Below are 19,834 nucleotides of genomic sequence, written 5' to 3'. Positions count from 1 at the left end.
TTGCGCAGGGTGCAAAGCCCTGTTGCGCGCCGGCCGGATTCTCGGCCGCGGCACGTCTGGGTAAGGTGTGTGGCATATTTCGTCCCTTGTCGAGGAACATCGCATGAACCCCTCCCTAGCCGCAGAGCAGCCGTCGGCCACTGGCCTGAGCCGGGCCTTGGTGACCCTGTTGGCGTTCTGCTGCGGCGCCATCGTTGCCAATATCTACTATGCCCAGCCCATCGTTGGGCTGATCGCCCCCGACCTGGGCCTGTCCACTGAACGGGCGAGCCTGATCGTTTCCCTGACCCAACTGGGCTATGCCCTAGGCCTGCTGTTACTGGTTCCGCTGGCCGACCTGCTGGAAAACCGCCGCCTGATGATCGCTACCGCGGTGCTGGCCTGCGTCAGCCTGCTGTTGGCTGGTACCAGTAGCAGTGGCCAAGGGCAGCTGTTTCTGGGCTATGCACTGTTGATCGGCTTCAGTTCGGTCGCGGTGCAGATGCTGATCCCCCTGGCAGCGCACCTGGCCCCTGAGCAACAGCGTGGCCGGGTGGTCGGCAACATCATGGGGGGGCTGTTGTTGGGCATTCTGCTGGCGCGGCCGGTGTCGAGCCTGGTGGCCGATCACTTCGGCTGGCGCACCGTGTTCATCGGCGCGGCGGGCGTGATGCTGGCGATCATCCTGTTGTTGGCGTTGACCCTGCCACGCCGGGTCCCGGAGCACAACGCCAGCTATGCCGGGCTGATGCTGTCGCTGGTGGCGTTGCTGCGCCGTTACCCGGTGCTGCGTCAACGGTCGCTGTACCAGGCGTTGATGTTCGCTGCGTTCAGCCTGTACTGGACGGCTGTACCCCTCGCGTTGGCGGGGGTGCATGGCCTGTCGCAGAGCCAGATCGCGCTGTTCGCCCTGGTAGGGGCGGTAGGGGCCGTGGCCGCGCCCATCGCCGGCCGCCTGGCCGATGCCGGGCATGCCCGTGCAGGTTCCCTGGCGGCGTTGGTACTGGCGCCTGTGGCGCTACTGGTCGGGCTGACGGCACCGGGCTTCAGTGTGATCGGCCTTGGGCTGACCGGTGTGTTGCTGGACTTCGCGGTGCAGATGAACATGGTGATTGGCCAGCGCGAAGTCTATGCGCTGGACCCGGCAAGCCGCGGGCGCCTGAACGCGGTGTACATGACCAGTATCTTCCTGGGCGGGGCGCTGGGTTCGTCGGTGGCCAGTGCCGTGTTTGCCCAGTATGGTTGGCAGGGGGTTGCGCTGGTGGGTGCCGGGCTGCCGGGTTTGGCGCTGTTGGTGTTCCTCCTGCAAGGGCGCCGCGGCTGAGCTGAATCAGCGCCCCAGTGGCAACGCGACGCCGATCACTGCGAACAAGCTGCCACAGCAGCGGTTGAACCCTTTGCCACCCTTGGCCAGCCAGGGCCGGATGCGAAACGCCAAACGCGCGAGCCAGTATTCGACCAGGAATTCCACGCTGGCAAAGGTTGCCGCCATCACCACGAACTGCATCAACAGCCCCCGCTGCGGGTCGAGGAACTGCGGCAGAAACGCACCGTAGAACAGCAACACCTTGGGGTTGGCCATGGCCGACAGCAGGCCCTGACGAAACAGGCCCGCATTGCCCAGGCTGCGGGCCCGCTGCGTCACTTCAAGGTGCAGCGCCGGGCTGCGCCACAGCTGGATACCCAGCCAGACCAGGTAAGCGCCGCCCACCCATTTGAGTATGCCAAGCACTGCTGCAGAGGTTTGCAGCAGGGCACTGAGGCCGAACATTGCCAGGGCGATCAAGGCACTGAAGCCAACTACCCCGCCAACGATGGTGAACAGCGTACGGCGTGCGCCATACAGCGCGCCGTGGGTCAACGCGAGCAAGCTGTTGGGGCCTGGAGTCAGCGACAGGCCGATGCTGGCCAGCAGGTAGATAAGCCAGGTGTCGAATGCCATGGGGGAGTGCCTGATAGGGTTGGAGAGCGCCAGTCTAGGGCACAACGCGTTTTTTCGAAGGTATGATCTAGACATTCGATGGTCTGATCTGGACGTGCTCTCATGCCCCCTGATATCCGCCTGCTGATCCTGCCCCTGCCGGCGTTTGCCCTGCTGCCGTTCGGTGCATTTCTCGACAAGCTGCGTTTCAGCGCCGATGACGAAGACTACAGCCAGCAGCGCTATTGCAGCTGGACCCTGGCAGGCTTGACCCTCGACCCGGTGCCCGCGAGCAGTGCTGCGGTGGTGCAGGTGGAAGCCATTGCCGAACAGCTCGACATGGCCCACTACGACTACCTGGTGCTGTTCGGCGGCCGCAACGCCATGGCCACCGCTGAACTGGCACTGCGCTACAAGGCGTTGCTGAAGCGGGCTGCCAAGGCGGGTGTGAAGCTGGTGGCCGTCGACAACGCCGCCTTCCTCTTGGCCGCTTGCGGCCTGTTGGATGGGCATGACGTAGTGGTCCATTGGCGGCATGAAGCCGAGTTTCGAGCGACGTTCCCTCATCTGAAGGTACTGCGCGACCAGCTCTATCACATTCAAGGTGGGCGCATTACCTGCGCGGGAGGGACCGCGGCAATCGACCTGGCGGTAGAACTGCTGTCGCGTGCCTGTGGCCGGGCTCGGGCGCTGAAGGGCTTGGCCGACATGTTGGTGGACGAGACGCGCGACAGCCGCCATGCCTTGCGTTCGTTGGAGCCGGGGGTGGGGCACGGGCGAGCGGTGCAGCGTGCCCTGGCGTTGATGCGGCATCACCTGGGTTCACCGTTGTCGATCGAGCAACTGGCGGCAGAGCTGTGCATCAGCCGGCGTCAGCTTGATCGTCAATTCCAGGCCAGCCACGGGATGAGCGCCAAGGCCTGGTGGTTGGAAATGCGCTTGCAGCAAGCGCGCTGGCGGTTGCTCAATTCCAGCCACGGCCTGGCGCAGATTGCCGATGAAGTGGGGTTGGGGGATGCCAGCCACCTGGGTAAATGCGTGCGGCGGCGCTTTGGCTGCACGGCACTGCAACTGCGCGAGGGTGCCGCTGTTGCCTGAGCGGCCGCATCGCCCGCCAGGCTGGTCTGGCGTTTACTGCGGTGTGCCAAACATCCCCGTCCAGTAGATCCCTGCATCACTTTTCGGGTCGACAGCATAGGCCGCCCCTAGCTCGCGAAAATCCGGGTTCATCAGGGTCGCGCAATGCCCAGGGCTGGCCAGCCAGCCGTCGACCACCTTATGCGCGGTGTCGCGGCCTGCAGCGATGTTCTCGCCGATCTGCTGATACAAGTAACCGGCCAGCTCGGCCCGATCGCCAGGGGTGCGGCCGTCGCGGTCGATATGGTCGAAAAAGTTCTGGTTGGCCATGGCCCGCGTATGGTTGGCGGCAACGCCGGCCAATACGGTGCTCCAGCTCAGCGCGGGCGCGGCGGCAAACGGCTGGCCGCCGCATTGGCGTGGCAGCTTGCGCGCCGCGTTGATTTCTTGCAGCACCTTCTGCCCTTCAGCCTGCCAATCCCCCAGGCGGCTGCTGAGCAGGGGGCGGGCAAGGACGATGCGCCAGTCGCGGCCTTCTTGGCTGACACCGATGTCGACGAACTGCGGGTCGAGCACCACCTGGCAGAAGCTTTCCTCGATGGCATGCATGGCCGCGCGCGCATCGCGCGGGCCCGAGAGGCTGATGGCCTGCACGTTGACCATCGGGTAGGCGGCGCGGGACATGGCCTGTTGCAAGTCGCGGGTGCCCTCGGGCGACAGCGCCAGGCGGGTGTCGCTGTTGAGTGGCGGCAGCTCCAGCGACGCCTCGCCACCACAGGGCTGGGCCTTGCTGCGGTAGACGTTGATCGATTCGATCAGTTGCGCCTCCTCGCCGGTGACGGCCAAGGCCCCGGTCGAGACGACCAGGCCCAGCGACAAGGCGGCAACAGATGACAGGACGCGCATGTGAATCTCCCTATGACTGGCAGCGTCGGGGTAAGCGCTGCTCATCCTACACAAGCACAGGGTTTTTGGCCCAGTCCCGTGCAAAGCAATACAAACGACGGCAATCGTTGCAGGCGGCATAAGAGGAAGTAGACCACTGGACGCGCAAAAAGTGCGATCACTTGGTAATTATTCGTAACTTCAGCTGGAAACAATTCGTAATCGCGATTAATTTATGCCCTCCACCCCACGTTGCCAGGAAGGCGTCCATCCGATACCCAGGAGCCTTTCATGGCACGACCCCGTCATTATCAATCGACCTTTCTCGCTGTCTGCTGTTCCGTTGCGGTTACTGCACAGGCGGCTGATGGCGTGATCCAGCTGGATGCCACTGCTATCGACGCCGAGTCTGCCAAGGTCAAGGGCGAACTCCCGCAAGCCTTTGCCGGTGGGCAGGTCGCGCGGGGCGGGCAGATGGGCGTGCTGGGCAATCAGGACATGATGGACGTGCCGTTCACCATGACCAGCTACACCGCGCAATTGATCGAGGACCAGCAGGCCGAGGATATCGGCGATGTGCTGCTCAACGACCCGTCCGTGCGCCAGTCGTTTGGCTTCGGCAACCAGTCGCAGGTTTTCGTCATCCGCGGGTTGCCACTCAGCGGTGATGATGTGGCGTTCAATGGCCTGTATGGCGTGTTGCCCAGGCAGATGATCTCAACCGATGCGGTAGAGCGGGTCGAGGTATTCAAGGGGCCCAACGCCTTCCTTAACGGCGCCAGCCCGACCGGAACCGGCCTGGGTGGTAACGTTAACCTGCAGCCCAAGCGTGCCGTTGATGTACCCACGCGTCGCTACACCCAAGACATCAGCAGCGACGGCCGCGTTGGCGAACACCTGGACATCGGCCAGCGTTTCGGTGAGGACAACCGCTTTGGCGTGCGCCTGAACCTGTCGCAACGTGAAGGCGAAACCGCAGTCGACGACCAGGATCAACGCAGCAAGCTGTTCATTGCCGGCCTTGACTACCGGGGCGACAACTTCCGCCTGTCTACCGACTTCGGCTACCAGAAGCAGCGCGTCAACCACCTGCGTAACTCGGTGCGCCTGGGGGCCGGCCTTACTGATATCCCGCGGGCGCCGGATGCCGACCACAACTATGGCCAGGACTGGGCCTGGACTGAAACCGAAGACACGTTCGGCATGGCCCGGGGCGACTACGACTTCAACGACAATTGGAGCGGCTACCTGGCCGGTGGCGTCAAGCACACCCATGAGAACGGCTTCTACGGCACGCCGATTCTGACCAACGCCGCCACGGGCGACGCCACCATCGCCGGTTCGAAAATCCCCCACAATGAAGACAACACCACCTTCATGGGTGGCATCAACGGCCGCGTGCAGACCGGCCCGGTCAGCCATCAGCTGAACATCGGTGCGGCCAGCATCTGGACCCAGCAAGAAAATGCGTTCGTCTTCTACAATGCGCAGGCTACCAACCTCTATCACACTGACCCGTTGCCCAAGCCCACCACCCCAACCTTTACCGGTGGCAAGTTGGACGACCCTGGGGTGACCGGTAAGACGCGCAACCGCAGCATTGCCGTGTCCGATACGCTGGGCCTGTTTGACGATAGCCTGCTGGTCACGGTGGGGGTGAGGCGCCAGCAATTGCGGGTCGAAGGGTATGCCTATGACGGCGAGGGCGCGGACCTTGGGCGCAACGCATTCTACGACGAGTCGGTGACCACGCCTGTCTACGGCATCGTCTACAAGCTCAACCCGTCGATCTCGCTGTACGCCAACCGCATCGAGGGCCTGGCGCAGGGCGCGACGGCGTCGGGGCAAGTCATCAACGCCGGGGAAGTGTTCCCACCCGCCAAGACCAAACAGATCGAAGCAGGGGTCAAGCTCGACTACCAGACCTTCGGTGCCAACCTGGCGCTGTTCCGTATCGAGCGGCCCACCGATGGCTTCGTGCAGGGCAATGTATTCGTCCAGGATGGCGAGCAGGTAAACAAGGGCGTTGAGCTGAGCGTGTTTGGCGAGCCGCTGCAGGGGCTGCGCCTGATGGCCGGCGGCACCCGCATGGACACAGAACTGAAAAACACCCAGAACGGTACCAATGATGGCAACCATGCGGTCGGTGTACCGACCTTCCAGCTCAACGCCAGCGTCGACTGGGACGTGCCTGGCCTGCAAGGCGTAGCGCTTAATGCCCGCATGCTGCGCACCGGTGGCCAGTACGCCAACCCGGCCAACACGCTCACCCTGCCAACCTGGAACCGCTTCGATGTAGGCGCACGTTACCGGTTCAAGGTGCAGCAGAAAGAGGTCACCTTGCGGGTGAACGTGGAGAACCTCACTGACAAGAACTATTGGGCCTCGGCCAACGGCGGCTACCTGACCCAAGGCGACCCGCGCCTGGTCAAGTTCTCCGGCTCGATAGACTTCTGACGCTCACTGTAGGAGCAGCCTTGTGCTGCGAAGAGGCCGGTGACAGCAGCTAAGATTTACTGTGCTTTCACCGGCCTCTTCGCAGCACAAGGCTGCTCCTACACACCTACACACCTACACACCTACACACCTACACACCTACACACCTACACACCTACACACCCACACACACACACACGTCAGCGGGCCTGCGCCTGCTTAGGCTTGTAGAACAGAAAATGTGTAGTTACCGCAGTCTTGCGGTAGGCCTTGGCCCAATCCGGGTGCACATTGCGGTCGTGGAAGTACAGCGCACCGCCGGTAGGGTCCTTGAGCTGCTGGTTGAGCGCCTTGCGCGCGATCTCTTTGGCGATGTCGTAACGCTGCGCTTCCTCGACCTGGTCCGAGCGCCCGTCACACCACCAGGAAAATTGGCAGGCCTTGGTTTCCACGCCTTGTTTGACGACGCCACAAATGGTGTCCGGGAAGCCATCATGCCCCAGGCGGTTGAGCACGACACTGGCCACTGCCGTCATGTCCTTTTCGTTGGCCCCCTTGGCTTCCCAATAGATGGTGCGTGCCAGGCAGGTGATGCTGTCGTCCAGCGGCGATTGGCCTGCCGGGTCGACTGCTTTCACTTCGCCTGGGGTGATGGTTTCGGCCTTTTTCGGCGGCGGGGCGTCCTCGACCACCTTTTCTTCAAGGACTTCGGCCTTGTCCTCGGCGACCGCGGCCTTGGCCGTGTCTGCGGCGTGCAATGGGCCTGCAAGCAGGGCCGAGGTCAAGCCGATTACCATCCACGAGAGGCGCATGGCCGAGCTTCCGATCGCTGAGATGATTCAGAGTCTAGCCAAGCGTAAGCATTAGCACCAAAGGAAGGGTTGCGGCGGCTACCACGGTCTGCAGAGCGATGATGGTAGCCATCAGCGGTGCGTTGCCGCCCATCTGCCGGGCCATCACATAGGACGAGGACGCCGTAGGCAAGGCCTGGAACAGCACGGCCACCACTGCCGCCTGCCCACCCAGGCCGAGCACACGGCACAGGCCCCAGGTCGTCAGCGGCATGACCAGGAACTTGAACGCCGAGGCGGCCATCAACGGGCGCACCTGGCGGCCGACGCTGGCACCGCCCAAGGCTGCGCCCACGCACAGCAGGCCCAAGGGCAGGGCGGCCTGGCCGAGCGCCTTGACCGTCGGTTCAAGCCCTGCCGGCAAGCCCAGCCCTGTGACCCGCAGCAGCAGGCCACCCGCGCAGCCAACGATCAGCGGGTTGGCGAAGATCGCCCGCAGTACCGTGGCCGGTGAGCTGTGGCGTGCGCTGAAACGGGCGAACACCAGTACGCACAGCAGGTTGACCAAGGGCACGATGGCGGCGTTGGCAACGGCCGCCAAGGCAATGCCAGCACTGCCATAGATGCCCGCCGCCAGGGTTGCGCCGATGTAGTTGTTGAAGCGAATGCCACCCTGGAACACCGAGGTGAAATCGGCACCGTCATGGTTCACCGCGCCTTGGCACAGCACCAGCAGCAAGGCGCCGAGCAGGGTCGACAGCATCAGCACTGCGACCATGCCCAGTATCGGTACCCCGTCGAGGTTGGCGGTGGCCAGGCCATGCAGGAACAGCGACGGCAGCAGCACGTAATAGCTCAGGCGTTCGGCACCGGGCCAGAAGGTTTCCGCCAGAAAGCCACGCACACGCAGAAAGGTGCCCAGGGCGATCAGCAGGATGATGGGTAGCAGTGTGGTCAGCAGCAGGTGGAGCATGGTCGGCGTTCCGTCGTCGGGTACCGCTACAGACTACGGGGGCGCTTTGGTTTGTAAAAACGTTGTTTTCTTCATTGACCGTTGAGAATAACTGCACGGTTGCCGCGATTTAGGCGTCCAGGGCCGTCTTTAGCACCGCACTCAAGTGCCGCCGCTGGCTTTTCTCATGCTCCAGCAGCACCACCCGGCGCGTCAGTTGCGGTTCGCCAAACGGCAGGCAGGTTGCCGGCGGCAAGCGCTGCAGGTCCGCGTCGGCCATGGGGATGATGGCCACGCCCAGGCCCATCACCGCCATGCTGGCCAGGGCTTCCTGGCTGTCCAGCTCCATTTGTTCGCTGACTTGCAGGTGCTGGCGGCGCAGCTCCTGTTCGATTTGCCGTCCGGCCCAGGCGCGTTTGTCGAAGCGCAGAAACGGTTGGCTGGCCAGCAGCTCGGGCACGCTCTGGCCAGCCAGGTCGGGGCTGGCAATGGCCCAGAAGCGGTCAGCGAACAGCGGGGTGAAGACCAGGCTCTGCGGGTAGGGGCTGACCGGCTCGGTGGTGATCGCTGCATCGAGTTCGCCGTCTTCGACGCGCCGGGCCAATTCCGCCGACATGCCCGACGCGACACTGATGTGCAACTGCGGGTGGTGAGTCTTGATCCACAGCAGGGCTTTGGGCAAGCGCCGGGCCAGCACCGTGTGGATCGCCCCCAGGCGCAAGCGGCCACGTAGGCTCGGGCTACTGGCCAAGGCATCGGCCAGCTCGTCATAGGCGCCGAGGATGCTCTCGGCGCGCGCGACCGCCAACTGCCCGGCTTCGGTCAGCACGACTTGCCGACGGCTGCGATCGAACAGGGTGACCTGCAGTTCGTCTTCGAGGGTCTTGATGTGCAGGCTCACGGCCGAAGGGGTGAGGCTGAGCAGGTCGGCGGCACGGGCGAAGGTGCCGTGGCGGGCGATGGTCACCAGGGTGCGCAGGGCTTTGAGGGACACGCGAAGGGGCTCCAGGGCTGAGCGGGTAGGCGTGCATTGTCAGTGCGGGGCCGGTCGCCGGCAAGCCGGCATCTGCGTACTTCAACGCCCCGTGCGCCCATACGCCTGGCTGATGCGGTCAATCACCATGGCCAGCGCCACGATCGCCAACCCGGCCTCGACGCCCTGGCCGACGTTAAGGGTCTGGATCCCCGCCAGCACATCCTCACCCAGCCCGCGGGCGCCAATCATCGAAGCCACCACCACCATCGACAACGCCATCATCACCGACTGGTTGAGCCCGGCCATGATACTGGGCAGGGCCAGTGGCAGGGCGATGCGACGTAGCCGCTGCCAGCGGCTGGCACCCAGGCCGTGCGCAGCCTGCAACAAGGACGGGTTGATCTGCCGCAAGCCCAGTTCGGTCAGCCGCACCAGTGGCGGCAAGGCGTAGATCAGGGTGGCGAACACCGCCGGCACCTTGCCCAGGCCAAACAGCATCAGCACCGGGATCAGGTAGACGAAGGCCGGAAGTGTCTGCATCACATCCAGCACCGGCATCAATAGTCGTCGAGCCAGCGGGCGGGACGCCAGCAGAATGCCCAGCGGCACGCCGACCATCACGCACAAGCCCGTGCTGATCAGGACCAAGGCCAAGGTTTGCAACAGCTTGTCCCACAGCCCGAGCACGCCGATCAAGGCCAGCAGGGCCACCATCATCAGGCTGCGCAACAGGCTGCGGCTGGCATGCCAGGCGAGCAGCCCGACCACCAGCAACAGCGCCCACCAAGGCAACAGGCGCAGCAGGTTTTCCAGCCCCACCAGCAGTTGCAGCAGTTGATCCGAGAGGCTGCGCAAGTGGTCGCCGTAGTTCAACACCAGCCAGTCGACTAGCTGGTTGACGCGACCCGCGAAGGAAAATTGCAGGGCTTCGGGAAAGCCGCCGCTCATAGGCTGCCCTCGACCTTGGCTGCGACCTGCGCAGGCAACCAGGCTTTCCACACATCGCGGTTATCGCGCAAAAAGGCGAGGGCAGCCTGGTTGGGCGGGATGCGCTTTTCGCTCATCTCGGCCAGGGCGCTGTTGAGCCGATCGATCGGCAGGTCGACTTTTTCGAACACCGCCACCAGGTCCGGGTAGCCTTCTTTGAACGCCTTGGAAACGCCAATCGACAATTTGGCTGGCAGTGACTGGCTACCTTGCGGGTTGGGGTTGCTGGCATCTGTCAGGGTGGCCCAGGCCTTTTCATTGAAGGGCGGCTCTTGCAAGCGGATCAGCTTGTAGCGCCCCATGAGAGGGGTCGGGTTCCAGTAATAGAACAGCACTGGCTGGCCGCGACGGATGGACGAGCTGATCTCGGCATCCAGCGCTGCGCCAGAGCCACTGCGGAAGTTGTTGTACAGCGCATCCAGCCCATAGGCCTTGAGTTTCTGGCTGTTGACCGTCTCGGACGTCCAGCCACTGGGGCTGTTGAGGAAGCGCCCTTTGTCCGGCATTTCAGGGTCGCTGAACACCTTGGGGTAACGCTTGAGGTCGTCGACACTGTGCAGGTCCGGTGCCAAGGGCTTGAGGTTGCGCGACGGGTCGCCCTGGATCACGTAGGCTGGCACCCACCAGCCTTCTTCAGCGTGTTTGACCGTGTCGCCAAGGGCGAACACCTGGCCGGCCTGCTCGGCCTTGATCCACGCGGGGCTACGCCCGGCCCATTCCTCGGCGATCACCTGCAGGTCGTTGCGGGCCAAGGCTACTTCCATGCTCACGGTGCTGCCGGGCAGTGTGTCGGTGGGGTAGCCGTAACCCCGTTCGACGATCAGGCGCAGTATCTCGGTGGTCAGTGCACCGCTTTCCCAACCAATTGCGCCAAAGTGAATCGGCGCGTTGCGTTCCGCTGAGGCGGCGCTGTCGGTGCTGGCCAAGCCAACAGTGAGCAGCAGGCCGGCCAGCAGCGTTGGAATTTTTTTCATCGGGGCCTCCTCGGTAGCCGCTGAGTCAGTGCCGGCAAGTGTAGACGACACCTTTGCCTGCTTTGCCTGGCGGGAGGCAGGGAAGGCGCTCTCTCTGTGCCCCGTGGCGCGCGGTTGCAAGAGTGTGCGTTGCCATTTCGGCAGCACACTTGGCCCACGGCGCGAGGCATTCCTGATGACCCTTGATTTGAGTTTCGTCTATTACCGCAACTTCTGTTTCGATGGAAAATTTCACGTTCGGTGCATGGGTGCAGACCTGCACAAGGTCAGCCGTATTCGCTACGAGCTGGAGCGGGCCGGGCCTGAGGGTGCGGTGTCGTTCAGAGGGGTTTCGGTACAGTCCGAGGTGCACACTGGCCGCTTGGGGGACCATGGATGCCCGGCCACGTTGATCGCCGAAGAAGCGTCAGGTGTCTATAGCATCCGGCCAAGAGTCGTCCTGTTGGATGAACATGCCCGGGCCATGAACCGGCCTACCGGCGCTTCCGGGATCATTGACTTGCCGCCCTTGGTGCTCGAGATCAAGGCCGAGGAGTTGAACCAACGCGTGCTCGAAAAAATACCGCTGCCGTCTGCGGGCGGGCGAGGCAAGCGTGAGGTGGGCCAGAGCAGCCGCGAATACGAACCTCGTGAGCAGCTCGCGCAAGGCCTTGCGGCAGTGGCGCCAGGTGCCGCGTACCCCACGCTGGTTATCGCGTTCGAAGCGGGTGGCTACCAACGGCTGCTTGATGATCTGCAGCCCGATTCAGGCTCGGTACTGGTTCGTTATTGGCCGAATCTGAATACCGTGCTTACCCACCGGCCTATTCTGGATGAGCAGGAGCAGCATGACGATCGGCTTCAGGCATTACGCCAGTTCTGCTATCTGGAGCAGCCCCCCAGCATGCTCAACGACACTTACCTCGCACTGCTCAAGACCCTGGCCGCGCTGGAGTACGTGCAGTCCATGCACTTTCTGCAAGCCAGCGCTGAGCCAAACCTTATTTTGCTTGGCGCGGCGGCGGTGGTAGCCACGCTGTTGACCGGCGCCGCCGTGGTGGCGGGCAATCGAGCCCACGAAAATGCCCAGCCCACGCCCGACTTCGAGCATCGCCAGTATTACCTCGACGCACCAGGGCCAAGATGGAAAGGATTGAACGTGCGCAAGGCGTGGGCCGGGGGAGTAACTGGGCGAGGCTCGCGGATCCATTTCAGTGACGGCGGGTTGTTTGCGGAACACGAGGACCTGCGGGGCAACCCTGACCTGAAGATCGTGTCGCTAGCACCCAACGACGATCCCAAGCACGGGACTGCCTCTGTGGGAGTCATTCTGGCAGCGCGCAATGGGTTTGGGGCAACGGGGGTCAGTCACGACAGCGAATTGTACCTGTACCACAACCGCTCCAAGGATATTCACGGCAACAATCAGGTGCTCAAAGACCTGCTGCGCAACGTGGAACCCGGGGATATTGTCGCCATCAATCGTCAATCCGCCAACCCCGCAGTATTGAGCACCCTGCTGCCGTCCTTGCACGATAAGGCCTGGTGGACAGTGATGCAGCAACTGACCCAGCGCGGCGCTGTGGTGGTCAACGCGGCGGCCAATGGCAGCAGCAAGACCCTGGCGCAACAAGGGACTCAAGCCAACCAGGGCGTCGACCTTGCCAATTGGCCCTACTTCGACGACTACGGCGACGCCGGTGTCATCTTGATTGGCGCGTGCCAATCGTACAGCGGCAAGCCCCACACGTACTCCAACTACCGCTACCGCCATCGCATGCTCAACGCCTGGGGCGACAGTGTGGTAACCCTGTCCAGGGGTGACTTGCAGGACTTGCCGGGTGAAAACAGGGACTACTCCGAGAACTACGCCGGCACCTCCAGTGCAACCCCCATGGTGACGGGCGCCCTGAGCCTGATCCAGTCGTATGCCATGGAGCACCATCACGTCTACCTGAATGCCGACCAGATGCACTTGCTGGTCATGGCGTCCGGATATGAAGACGCCACCGAGCCGGGTACCGATGTACTGCCGATGGGGGCCAGGCCCAACGTGCACGGTGCGTTGGTCATGCTCGATCGCATACTCGGCAACGGCCGCTTCGAACCTTGAGGTGAGGCCGGCAAGCGCCGGCCTCTAACGCATCAGACGCGGAATTGATCCATCAGCGCCTGTTGTTGATTGGCCAGGCTGTTGAGCGACTGGCTGACCCGCGCCGACTCGTTGGCTTGCCCTGACAGCGATTCGGTGACGTCGCGAATGGTTGCGACATTGCTGTTGATCTCTTCGGCCACCGCGCTTTGTTCTTCGGCGGCCGAAGCAATCTGCAGGTTCATGTCGGTGATCACCGTCACTGCCTGGCCGATGCGCTGCAGTGCAGTAACGGCCTGGCCGACCTGCTCCACGCCACCCTGGGCCTGGCGATGGCTGTTGTCCATGGCACCGACCACTTCGCGGGTACCGGCCTGCAAGGCCTCGATCACCTGGCGGGTTTCTTCCACCGACTCCTGGGTGCGCCGGGCGAGGTTGCGCACTTCATCGGCGACCACGGCAAAGCCACGGCCGGCCTCACCGGCGCGGGCGGCTTCGATGGCGGCGTTGAGTGCCAACAGGTTGGTCTGCTCTGCAATCGAGCGGATCACTTCCAGCACCGAGCCGATCTTCTCGCTGTTCTGCGCCAGGCCCTCGACTTCGGCCATGGCGTTGTTCATGTCGGCGGCCAAGGCATCGATGCTGTGGGTGGTGCGGTCGATCACGGCCAGGCCCTCGCGGGTGGCCTGGTCGGCCTCGCGGGCTGCCTGCGCAGCCTGGGCAGCGCTGCGGGCAACGTCCTGGGCGGTGGCGCTCATTTCGTGCGAGGCGGTCGCCACCTGGTCAACCTGGCGGTACTGCTGCTCCATGCCAGCGCTGGTCTCGCTGGCGATCGCCGAGGACTGGTCAGCCGTGCCACGGGCGGCCTGCACCGAACGTTTGACCTCGGCAATGGTGGGCTGCAGCTTGTCGAGGAAGCGGTTGAACCAACCGGCCAACTCGCCCAGTTCGTCCTGCTTCTGGTAGGTCAGGCGGCGGGTCAGGTCACCTTCGCCACTGGCGATGTCCTTGAGCATCGCTGCCACGCCCAGAATCGGCCGGGTCACACCACGTGCCATCAGCCACACCAGCAGCAGGCCGGCGATTGCAGCGGCCAGGCCGAGGCCCAGCTCCAGCAAGGTGCCACTGGTGTTCAGTGTATCGAGTTCCTGTTTCAACGTTTCGGCGGGCCCGGTCAGGGCGTTTTCCGGCACGTCCAGAAGCACGCCCCAGGGCTGTGCGCCGGGGATCGGCTCGAAGGCCGCCAGCACCTTGAGGCGTTGCTGGTCGTGCAGGATGCTCAGCTTGCCCTCGGCCAGCTTGCGCACCAGTTCGGCGCCCTTGGCCGTGTCGACCTGGTCGAAGCGCTGAGCCAGCTTGCCGGCATCGGCGCTGTAACCGGCCAACAGGCCCGCCGGGCTGAGAATGCCCACGGTGGTGCGGCCTTCGTACAGGCTGCGGCTGGCGTTCTGGGTCAAGGCCTGCAGGCTGTTGAGGTTGATGTCGATCGACAGGGTGGCGATCACCTTGCCGTTGACGGCCAGGGGGAAGACGATGCTGGTCATCAGCACCCGCTGGCCATCGATGTCATAGAAGTAGGGCTCCACCACGCAGACCTTGCCGCTGCTGCGTGGGCACACCCACCACGTGTTCGCGGGCTGGCCGCTGGGGCCGATCTCGGTGTTGGCCATGTCATGCTCGGGCAGGGCCATGGCGGTCAGCTGACCGGCACGTGGTTGCGACCAGTACAGCGCGAAACGCCCGGTTTCGTTGCTGCCCAGCGCTGGCTTGGCGGTGAACAGGTTGTCCTTGTGGTCCAGGGCGTTGGGCTCGAACACCAGCGACATGCCGAGCAGGTCAGGGTTGGCCTGCAACGCGGCGCGCACCTGGCGGGTCATGTCCTCACGCAGGTCGTAGGCGTCGAGGAAGCGCTTTTCAGCCTGCTCGCGCAGGAACAGCACTTGGCGGGCGAAGCCGGCGCCGTACTGATAGGCGTCCATGAATTGACGGCGTATGTTCAAGGCTTGCACTTCACCTTGCGACTCGATGCGCCCCTGGGCCGCATCGGTGAGCATCTGCATGCTGCTCGCCTTGACCAGGTCCGAGCTGTGGTCCATGCGGTACAGCGAAAGGCCGACGAGCAGGGTGACGATGCCGGCCAGGCACAGACCGGCGAGCAGGGTGATCTTCCACTGGATGGAAAGTTGTCGCAAAGGCATGGGGCGAATCCCTTGTAATAGTTCTGGCTGTCGACTGTGTCGGCCATCGCGCTTTTTTCTTTATTCAAACGTTCAATTTAAATTAAGGCGGGGCTGAGTAATGCGCCGCAACATGGCGCTTTTGACATCTGCCGCCCACTGCTTCAGAGTGCGCGCTTTTTTTCTGTCCTTATGAGGTAAGCCAACCATGAATGCAGTGATCGCCGCGGTCGGCATCATGCTGATACTCAGCCTGTCGCGGGTACACGTGGTCATCGCCCTGATCATTGGTGCCTTGGTCGGCGGCCTGGTCGGCGGCTTGGGCATCGAGGGCACGCTGAAGGCCTTCAATGGCGGGCTGGGTGGCGGCGCCACCGTGGCATTGTCGTATGCGCTGCTGGGCGCCTTTGCCGTGGCCATCGCCAAGTCAGGGCTGGCGCACGCCCTGGCCGATCGGGCCTTGGCCATGATCGACCGCCAGGGCCATGCCAATGGCGGCAAGGTGAAGTGGATGATGATCGGCCTGATGCTGGTGGTGGCGGTGTCGTCGCAGAACATCCTGCCCATTCACATCGCCTTCATCCCGCTGCTGGTGCCGCCGCTGCTGTATGTGTTGACGCGTCTGCGCATCGACCGTCGGCTGATCGCCTGCGTGATCACCTTTGGCCTGATCACCCCGTACATGTTTCTGCCGGTGGGCTTTGGCAACATCTTCCTCAACGAAATCCTGTTGGCCAACGTCGCCCGCGCCGGGGTCGATGTGAGCGGCGTCAATGTCACCCATGCCATGGCCATTCCGGCGGCGGGCATGCTCGCCGGCCTGTTGCTGGCGGTGTTCTTCAGCTACCGCAAGAAGCGCGACTACGACCTGGCGCGTATCGAGCAGGTCGAGCAGGTCAGCGTGCAATACAACCCGTTGACCCTGATGGTCGCTGGCCTGGCGATCGCGGCGGCGTTTATCGTCCAGCTGTTGCTGGACTCGATGATCATTGGCGCCATGGTCGGGTTCCTGATCTTCTCGCTGTCGGGCATCGTGCGCTGGAAAGACACTGACGACCTGTTCACCGAAGGCATGAAGATGATGGCCATGATCGGCTTCATCATGATTGCCGCATCGGGTTTTGCCGACGTGATGAAGGCCACCGGCGAGGTCAAGAGCCTGGTCGAGACATCGGCGCAGTGGATCGACCACAGCAAGGGCGTTGGCGCCTTGCTCATGCTGCTGGTGGGATTGCTGGTGACCATGGGCATCGGCTCGTCGTTCTCCACCGTGCCGATTCTGGCCGCGATCTTTGTACCGCTGTGCGTGCAACTGGGCTTCGACCCCGTGGCCACGGTGTGCATCGTGGGTACCGCCGGGGCATTGGGGGATGCAGGTTCGCCCGCGTCGGACTCGACCTTGGGCCCGACCTCGGGCCTGAACGTGGACGGCCAGCACCACCATATCTGGGACACGGTGGTGCCGACCTTCATCCATTACAACCTGCCGCTGCTGGCGTTTGGCTGGTTGGCGGCGATGACGCTGTAAGGCGGGAAGGGCGTCAGCCCTTGTCGGGCGGCGGCGAGATCCTGTTGAGGACTGTGCTGCCGTCCTTGCTGCGGGTCAGGTAGACCGGCAGCACCTTGGGCAGGTTGTTGACCAGGCGCGCGACTTCGCGGGTGTTATAGATGCCGCTGATGCGGATCCGCCCGGTGCTGGCATCGGCCAGCAGCAGCGGGGCGTCGAGGTAGCGGTTGATCACCGGCAACGCCTGTTCCAGGCTCAGGTTATCGAGCACCAGCTTGCCATTGCGCCAAGCCAGGGCATTGCCGTAATCGTCGCTTTGCGCCAGTTGCGGCTCGAAATCGCCCTTGTGATAGCTGGCCTGCATCCCAGGGCCCAGGCGGTAGCCACCGGCACTGCCGTCGCTGGACACCAGCACCGAACCTTCCACCAAGGTGACCTTAACCTGGTCCTGGTACTTCCAGACGTTGAACTGGGTGCCGGTTACTCGGGTCTGGCCGCGGCCAGCGTGGACGATGAAGGGGTGCGCACTGTCGTGCTGGACCTTGAAGAACGCCTCGCCGCGCTTGAGGGTAACCTGGCGCTGGTCCTTGAAGTTGAGGTATGTCAGCTCGGTATTGAGGTTGAGCTGCACCGTGCTGCCGTCGCTCAGCTCTACTGTCTGCATCCGGTCGCTGGCTTCGAAGTGCTGGTAATGGTTGGGCAGCCAACCTTGTTCCCAGCCCATCCAGCCTGCCAATGGCAGTACCGCCAGGGCGATGGCCGCAGCCGAGGCCAGCGGGCGCCAGTTGCGCACGCGTGCGGCCTGGCGTGACGGCGGGTTGAAGTCGACCACGGTCGCGTTGCGCGGCAGCAGGTCGGCAGTCTGCCAGATTTCCAGCATCGCCTGGTATTCCTCAGCGTGCCGTGGGTCAGCCGCTAGCCAGCGGGCGAACGCCTCGCGCTCTGCCGCCGTGCAATCATCGGCGTGCAGGCGCATGCACCACTGCGCGGCGGCGTCGGTAATGGCATCGTCTGGGCTGGGATTGAGGCGGTCGTGATTCATTGCGGCTCCGGGTTTTGCGCATTCTACCCTTGCTAGAGGGTTCCCGAGAACCGAGGTAATGGCGAATGACTATCAGTTGTGCCGGTTTTTCGTCGGATTTGCAATGGAATTTCAGCGTTTGAGAACCCTTCGCGGGCAGTGCCTGGGGGCGCTTTACGCCCCCACGCTGATCAGAACTGTTCCGCGGTCAACCCGTACAGGCTCGCGCTGCCGGCCTGGATACTGGCTTCCAGCCCCAGGCTGCGTGGTAACACGCGCTGGAAGAAGAACGCTGCACACGCCAGTTTCGCCTCATGGTAGGCCGGGTCTTGTTCGCGCTTGGCCTGCGCCACGGCGGCCATGCGCGCCCACATGTAGGCGTAAGCGGTCATGCCGAACAGGTGCAAATACTCCACGGCCACGCTGCTGACCAGGTTGGCGTCCTGGCTTGCGCGTGCCCGCAGCCAGGCGCTGGTGGCTTCCAGGCGCGCAACACTGGCTTGCAGGGCTTCGCGGTACAGTGGCGCGGCAACGCTGAAGGCGCGCACTTCGGCGGTGAAACTGGCCAGCGCCTGGCCACCGTCTGCCAGCACCTTGCGCCCGAGCAGGTCGAGGGCCTGGATGCCGTTGGTGCCCTCATAGATCTGTGCGATACGCACGTCGCGCACGCGTTGTTCCTGGCCCCATTCGCGGATGTAGCCATGGCCGCCATACACCTGCTGGCCGAGCACGCAGCTTTCCAGGCCATTGTCGGTGAAAAACGCCTTGGCCACGGGCGTCAGCAGTGCCACCAGACGCTGGGCATGTTCGCGTTCTCCGGCGTCTTCGGCATAGCGGGCCAGGTCCAGCTGTTGCCCCACGTAGGCCGCAAAGGCCCGGCCACCTTCGGTAAGCGTGCGCATGGTCAGCAGCATGCGCCGCACATCGCCATGCTGGATGATCGGGTCGGCCCCCTTGTCCTTCGCCTGCGGGCCCGTGGCGGCACGGCTTTGCAGGCGTTCGTTGGCGTAGCGTGCGGCGCTCTGGTACGACGCTTCGGCGCAGCCGATACCCTGGATGCCAATGGACAGCCGCTCGTAGTTCATCATGGTGAACATGGCCGCCAGGCCCTTGTTCGCATCGCCGACCAGGTGGCCGATGGCGCCATCGAAGTTCATCACGCAGGTGGCCGAGGCTTTGATGCCCATCTTGTGCTCGATCGACCCGCACTGCACAGCGTTGCGCTCGCCCAGGCTGCCATCGTCATTGACGTGGTACTTAGGCACCAGGAATAGCGAGATGCCTTTAGCCCCCGCCGGTGCGTCCGGCAACTTGGCCAACACCAGGTGGACGATGTTTTCGGTCAGGTCCTGCTCGCCGCCGGTGATGAAAATCTTGCTGCCACTGATGCGGTAGCTGCCATCGGCCTGGGGTTCTGCGCGGGTGCGGATCAACCCCAGGTCAGTACCGGCGTGGGGTTCGGTCAGGCACATGGTGCCGGCCCAACGGCCTTCATAGAGCGGCGGCAGGTAGCTGGCCTTGAGTGTTTCGCTGGCGTGGGCGTCGATTGCCAGGCAACTGCCGGCACTCAAGGCTGAATACAGGCTGAAACTGCAGTCGGCGGCGTAGAGCATTTCTTCGAACAGTACGCCCAGCATCTTCGGCATGCCCATGCCGCCATGCTCGGGGTTGCCGCCCAGGCCAACCCAGCCACCTTCCCGGTAGGTGCGCCAAGCGTCGCGAAAGCCATCCGGGGTGGTGACCTGGCCGGCTTCGAAGTGCACACCCTGCTCGTCACCGTTGCGGCTGAGCGGGGCGATCAGCTGGCTGGTGACCTTGGCCGCTTCTTCGAGGATGGCGTCGGCGGTGTCGGCGTCGATGCGCTCGGCCAGGGCAGGGAGGCGTGCCCACAGGGCAGGGCCCTGCAACACATCGTGGAGAATGAAGCGCATGTCGCGCAGTGGGGCGGTGTAGTGGGGCATCGTCGGCTCGAGGAAGTGAGTAATAGGTTGTCTGGCCGGGCCTCTTCGCGGTTAAACCCGCTCCCACTGGTTTAATGCAGTTCCCAAGAACGGCGCTGTTCTTGTGGGAGCGGGTTTAC

General features: G+C 63.6%; 15 protein-coding genes and 1 pseudogene. 5 read left to right on the top strand and 11 right to left on the bottom strand.

What is annotated here, in order from left to right; all coding sequences use genetic code 11:
* The first annotated feature begins 103 nt into the window (after positions 1 to 103).
* Positions 104 to 1,303, top strand: coding sequence for an MFS transporter (locus D886_RS0108845; protein WP_027593573.1), 1,200 nt, complete (start codon positions 104 to 106; stop codon positions 1,301 to 1,303).
* A gap of 6 nt (positions 1,304 to 1,309) precedes the next feature.
* Here the strand turns inward: D886_RS0108845 and D886_RS0108840 are convergent, their stop codons facing one another.
* Positions 1,310 to 1,921: a LysE family translocator gene (locus D886_RS0108840; protein WP_027593572.1), complete on the bottom strand. Its 612-nt coding sequence runs from the start codon at positions 1,919 to 1,921 to the stop codon at positions 1,310 to 1,312.
* Positions 1,922 to 2,023: 102 nt separating this feature from the next.
* On the opposite strand from D886_RS0108840, the gene D886_RS0108835 reads away from it, so the two are divergent.
* Entirely contained in the window at positions 2,024 to 2,998 is a 975-nt protein-coding gene (locus D886_RS0108835; RefSeq protein WP_027593571.1) for a GlxA family transcriptional regulator, read from the top strand.
* A gap of 33 nt (positions 2,999 to 3,031) precedes the next feature.
* Here D886_RS0108835 and D886_RS0108830 read toward each other — a convergent pair whose 3' ends face one another.
* The gene (locus tag D886_RS0108830; RefSeq protein WP_027593570.1) at positions 3,032 to 3,883 is read right to left on the bottom strand and encodes a CAP domain-containing protein; all 852 of its coding nucleotides are present in this window, start codon (positions 3,881 to 3,883) and stop codon (positions 3,032 to 3,034) included.
* 270 nt (positions 3,884 to 4,153) lie between these two features.
* Here D886_RS0108830 and D886_RS0108825 point away from each other — a divergent pair, with 270 nt between their 5' ends.
* Positions 4,154 to 6,319 carry a TonB-dependent siderophore receptor gene (locus D886_RS0108825; protein WP_027593569.1) on the top strand — a complete coding sequence of 722 codons (2,166 nt, stop codon included), beginning with the start codon at positions 4,154 to 4,156 and terminating at the stop codon, positions 6,317 to 6,319.
* A 179-nt stretch (positions 6,320 to 6,498) separates the two neighbouring features.
* Here D886_RS0108825 and D886_RS0108820 read toward each other — a convergent pair whose 3' ends face one another.
* From D886_RS0108820 to D886_RS0108800, 5 genes are all read right to left on the bottom strand, one after another.
* Positions 6,499 to 7,110 (bottom strand): cell wall hydrolase, encoded by a 612-nt coding sequence (locus tag D886_RS0108820; RefSeq protein WP_027593568.1) that lies wholly within the window; start codon positions 7,108 to 7,110, stop codon positions 6,499 to 6,501.
* A 34-nt stretch (positions 7,111 to 7,144) separates the two neighbouring features.
* Entirely contained in the window at positions 7,145 to 8,062 is a 918-nt protein-coding gene (locus tag D886_RS0108815; RefSeq protein WP_027593567.1) for an AEC family transporter, read from the bottom strand.
* Between the two features lie 109 nt (positions 8,063 to 8,171).
* Entirely contained in the window at positions 8,172 to 9,035 is an 864-nt protein-coding gene (locus tag D886_RS0108810) for a LysR family transcriptional regulator (protein WP_027593566.1), read from the bottom strand.
* 81 nt (positions 9,036 to 9,116) lie between these two features.
* On the bottom strand, positions 9,117 to 9,965 hold the full coding sequence (locus tag D886_RS0108805; RefSeq protein WP_027593565.1) for a proline/glycine betaine ABC transporter permease: 849 nt from the start codon (positions 9,963 to 9,965) through the stop codon (positions 9,117 to 9,119).
* Positions 9,962 to 10,978 (bottom strand): ABC transporter substrate-binding protein, encoded by a 1,017-nt coding sequence (locus D886_RS0108800; protein WP_027593564.1) that lies wholly within the window; start codon positions 10,976 to 10,978, stop codon positions 9,962 to 9,964. The genes D886_RS0108805 and D886_RS0108800 overlap by 4 nt, the downstream gene beginning before the upstream one ends.
* A 175-nt stretch (positions 10,979 to 11,153) precedes the next feature.
* Between D886_RS0108800 and D886_RS0108795 the strand changes: the two genes are divergently transcribed.
* Positions 11,154 to 13,070, top strand: coding sequence for a S8 family serine peptidase (locus D886_RS0108795; RefSeq protein ID WP_027593563.1), 1,917 nt, complete (start codon positions 11,154 to 11,156; stop codon positions 13,068 to 13,070).
* Between the two features lie 32 nt (positions 13,071 to 13,102).
* Here D886_RS0108795 and D886_RS28770 read toward each other — a convergent pair whose 3' ends face one another.
* Positions 13,103 to 13,858 (bottom strand): methyl-accepting chemotaxis protein, encoded by a 756-nt coding sequence (locus D886_RS28770; RefSeq protein WP_371097434.1) that lies wholly within the window; start codon positions 13,856 to 13,858, stop codon positions 13,103 to 13,105.
* Positions 13,859 to 13,960: 102 nt separating this feature from the next.
* Positions 13,961 to 14,926 (bottom strand): annotated as a pseudogene (locus tag D886_RS28765) (HAMP domain-containing protein); the annotation flags it as partial.
* Between the two features lie 508 nt (positions 14,927 to 15,434).
* Between D886_RS28765 and D886_RS0108785 the strand changes: the two are divergent.
* Entirely contained in the window at positions 15,435 to 16,754 is a 1,320-nt protein-coding gene (locus tag D886_RS0108785) for a Na+/H+ antiporter family protein (RefSeq protein ID WP_027593561.1), read from the top strand.
* Between the two features lie 13 nt (positions 16,755 to 16,767).
* Here D886_RS0108785 and D886_RS0108780 read toward each other — a convergent pair whose 3' ends face one another.
* Both D886_RS0108780 and D886_RS0108775 read right to left on the bottom strand, forming a co-directional pair.
* Positions 16,768 to 17,775 (bottom strand): FecR family protein, encoded by a 1,008-nt coding sequence (locus tag D886_RS0108780; RefSeq protein WP_027593560.1) that lies wholly within the window; start codon positions 17,773 to 17,775, stop codon positions 16,768 to 16,770.
* A 170-nt stretch (positions 17,776 to 17,945) separates the two neighbouring features.
* Positions 17,946 to 19,715 (bottom strand): acyl-CoA dehydrogenase C-terminal domain-containing protein, encoded by a 1,770-nt coding sequence (locus tag D886_RS0108775; protein ID WP_027593559.1) that lies wholly within the window; start codon positions 19,713 to 19,715, stop codon positions 17,946 to 17,948.
* Positions 19,716 to 19,834 lie beyond the last annotated feature (119 nt).

This window comes from Pseudomonas sp. LAIL14HWK12:I7, from assembly GCF_000483465.1.
GTDB lineage: Bacteria > Pseudomonadota > Gammaproteobacteria > Pseudomonadales > Pseudomonadaceae > Aquipseudomonas > Aquipseudomonas kermanshahensis.
The sequence above is the reverse complement of the archived record's forward strand: the minus strand, read 5'-3'. Positions and strand labels throughout refer to the sequence as shown.

What these genes read in the sequence shown, in the direction of transcription:
- D886_RS0108845 (WP_027593573.1), top strand. Translation starts at nt 104, where the DNA reads ATGAACCCCTCCCTAGCCGCAGAGCAGCCGTCGGCCACTGGCCTGAGC.
- D886_RS0108840 (WP_027593572.1), bottom strand. Translation starts at nt 1,921, where the DNA reads ATGGCATTCGACACCTGGCTTATCTACCTGCTGGCCAGCATCGGCCTG.
- D886_RS0108835 (WP_027593571.1), top strand. Translation starts at nt 2,024, where the DNA reads ATGCCCCCTGATATCCGCCTGCTGATCCTGCCCCTGCCGGCGTTTGCC.
- D886_RS0108830 (WP_027593570.1), bottom strand. Translation starts at nt 3,883, where the DNA reads ATGCGCGTCCTGTCATCTGTTGCCGCCTTGTCGCTGGGCCTGGTCGTC.
- D886_RS0108825 (WP_027593569.1), top strand. Translation starts at nt 4,154, where the DNA reads ATGGCACGACCCCGTCATTATCAATCGACCTTTCTCGCTGTCTGCTGT.
- D886_RS0108820 (WP_027593568.1), bottom strand. Translation starts at nt 7,110, where the DNA reads ATGCGCCTCTCGTGGATGGTAATCGGCTTGACCTCGGCCCTGCTTGCA.
- D886_RS0108815 (WP_027593567.1), bottom strand. Translation starts at nt 8,062, where the DNA reads ATGCTCCACCTGCTGCTGACCACACTGCTACCCATCATCCTGCTGATC.
- D886_RS0108805 (WP_027593565.1), bottom strand. Translation starts at nt 9,965, where the DNA reads ATGAGCGGCGGCTTTCCCGAAGCCCTGCAATTTTCCTTCGCGGGTCGC.
- D886_RS0108800 (WP_027593564.1), bottom strand. Translation starts at nt 10,978, where the DNA reads ATGAAAAAAATTCCAACGCTGCTGGCCGGCCTGCTGCTCACTGTTGGC.
- D886_RS0108795 (WP_027593563.1), top strand. Translation starts at nt 11,154, where the DNA reads ATGACCCTTGATTTGAGTTTCGTCTATTACCGCAACTTCTGTTTCGAT.
- D886_RS28770 (WP_371097434.1), bottom strand. Translation starts at nt 13,858, where the DNA reads ATGGAGCAGCAGTACCGCCAGGTTGACCAGGTGGCGACCGCCTCGCAC.
- D886_RS0108785 (WP_027593561.1), top strand. Translation starts at nt 15,435, where the DNA reads ATGAATGCAGTGATCGCCGCGGTCGGCATCATGCTGATACTCAGCCTG.
- D886_RS0108780 (WP_027593560.1), bottom strand. Translation starts at nt 17,775, where the DNA reads ATGAATCACGACCGCCTCAATCCCAGCCCAGACGATGCCATTACCGAC.
- D886_RS0108775 (WP_027593559.1), bottom strand. Translation starts at nt 19,715, where the DNA reads ATGCCCCACTACACCGCCCCACTGCGCGACATGCGCTTCATTCTCCAC.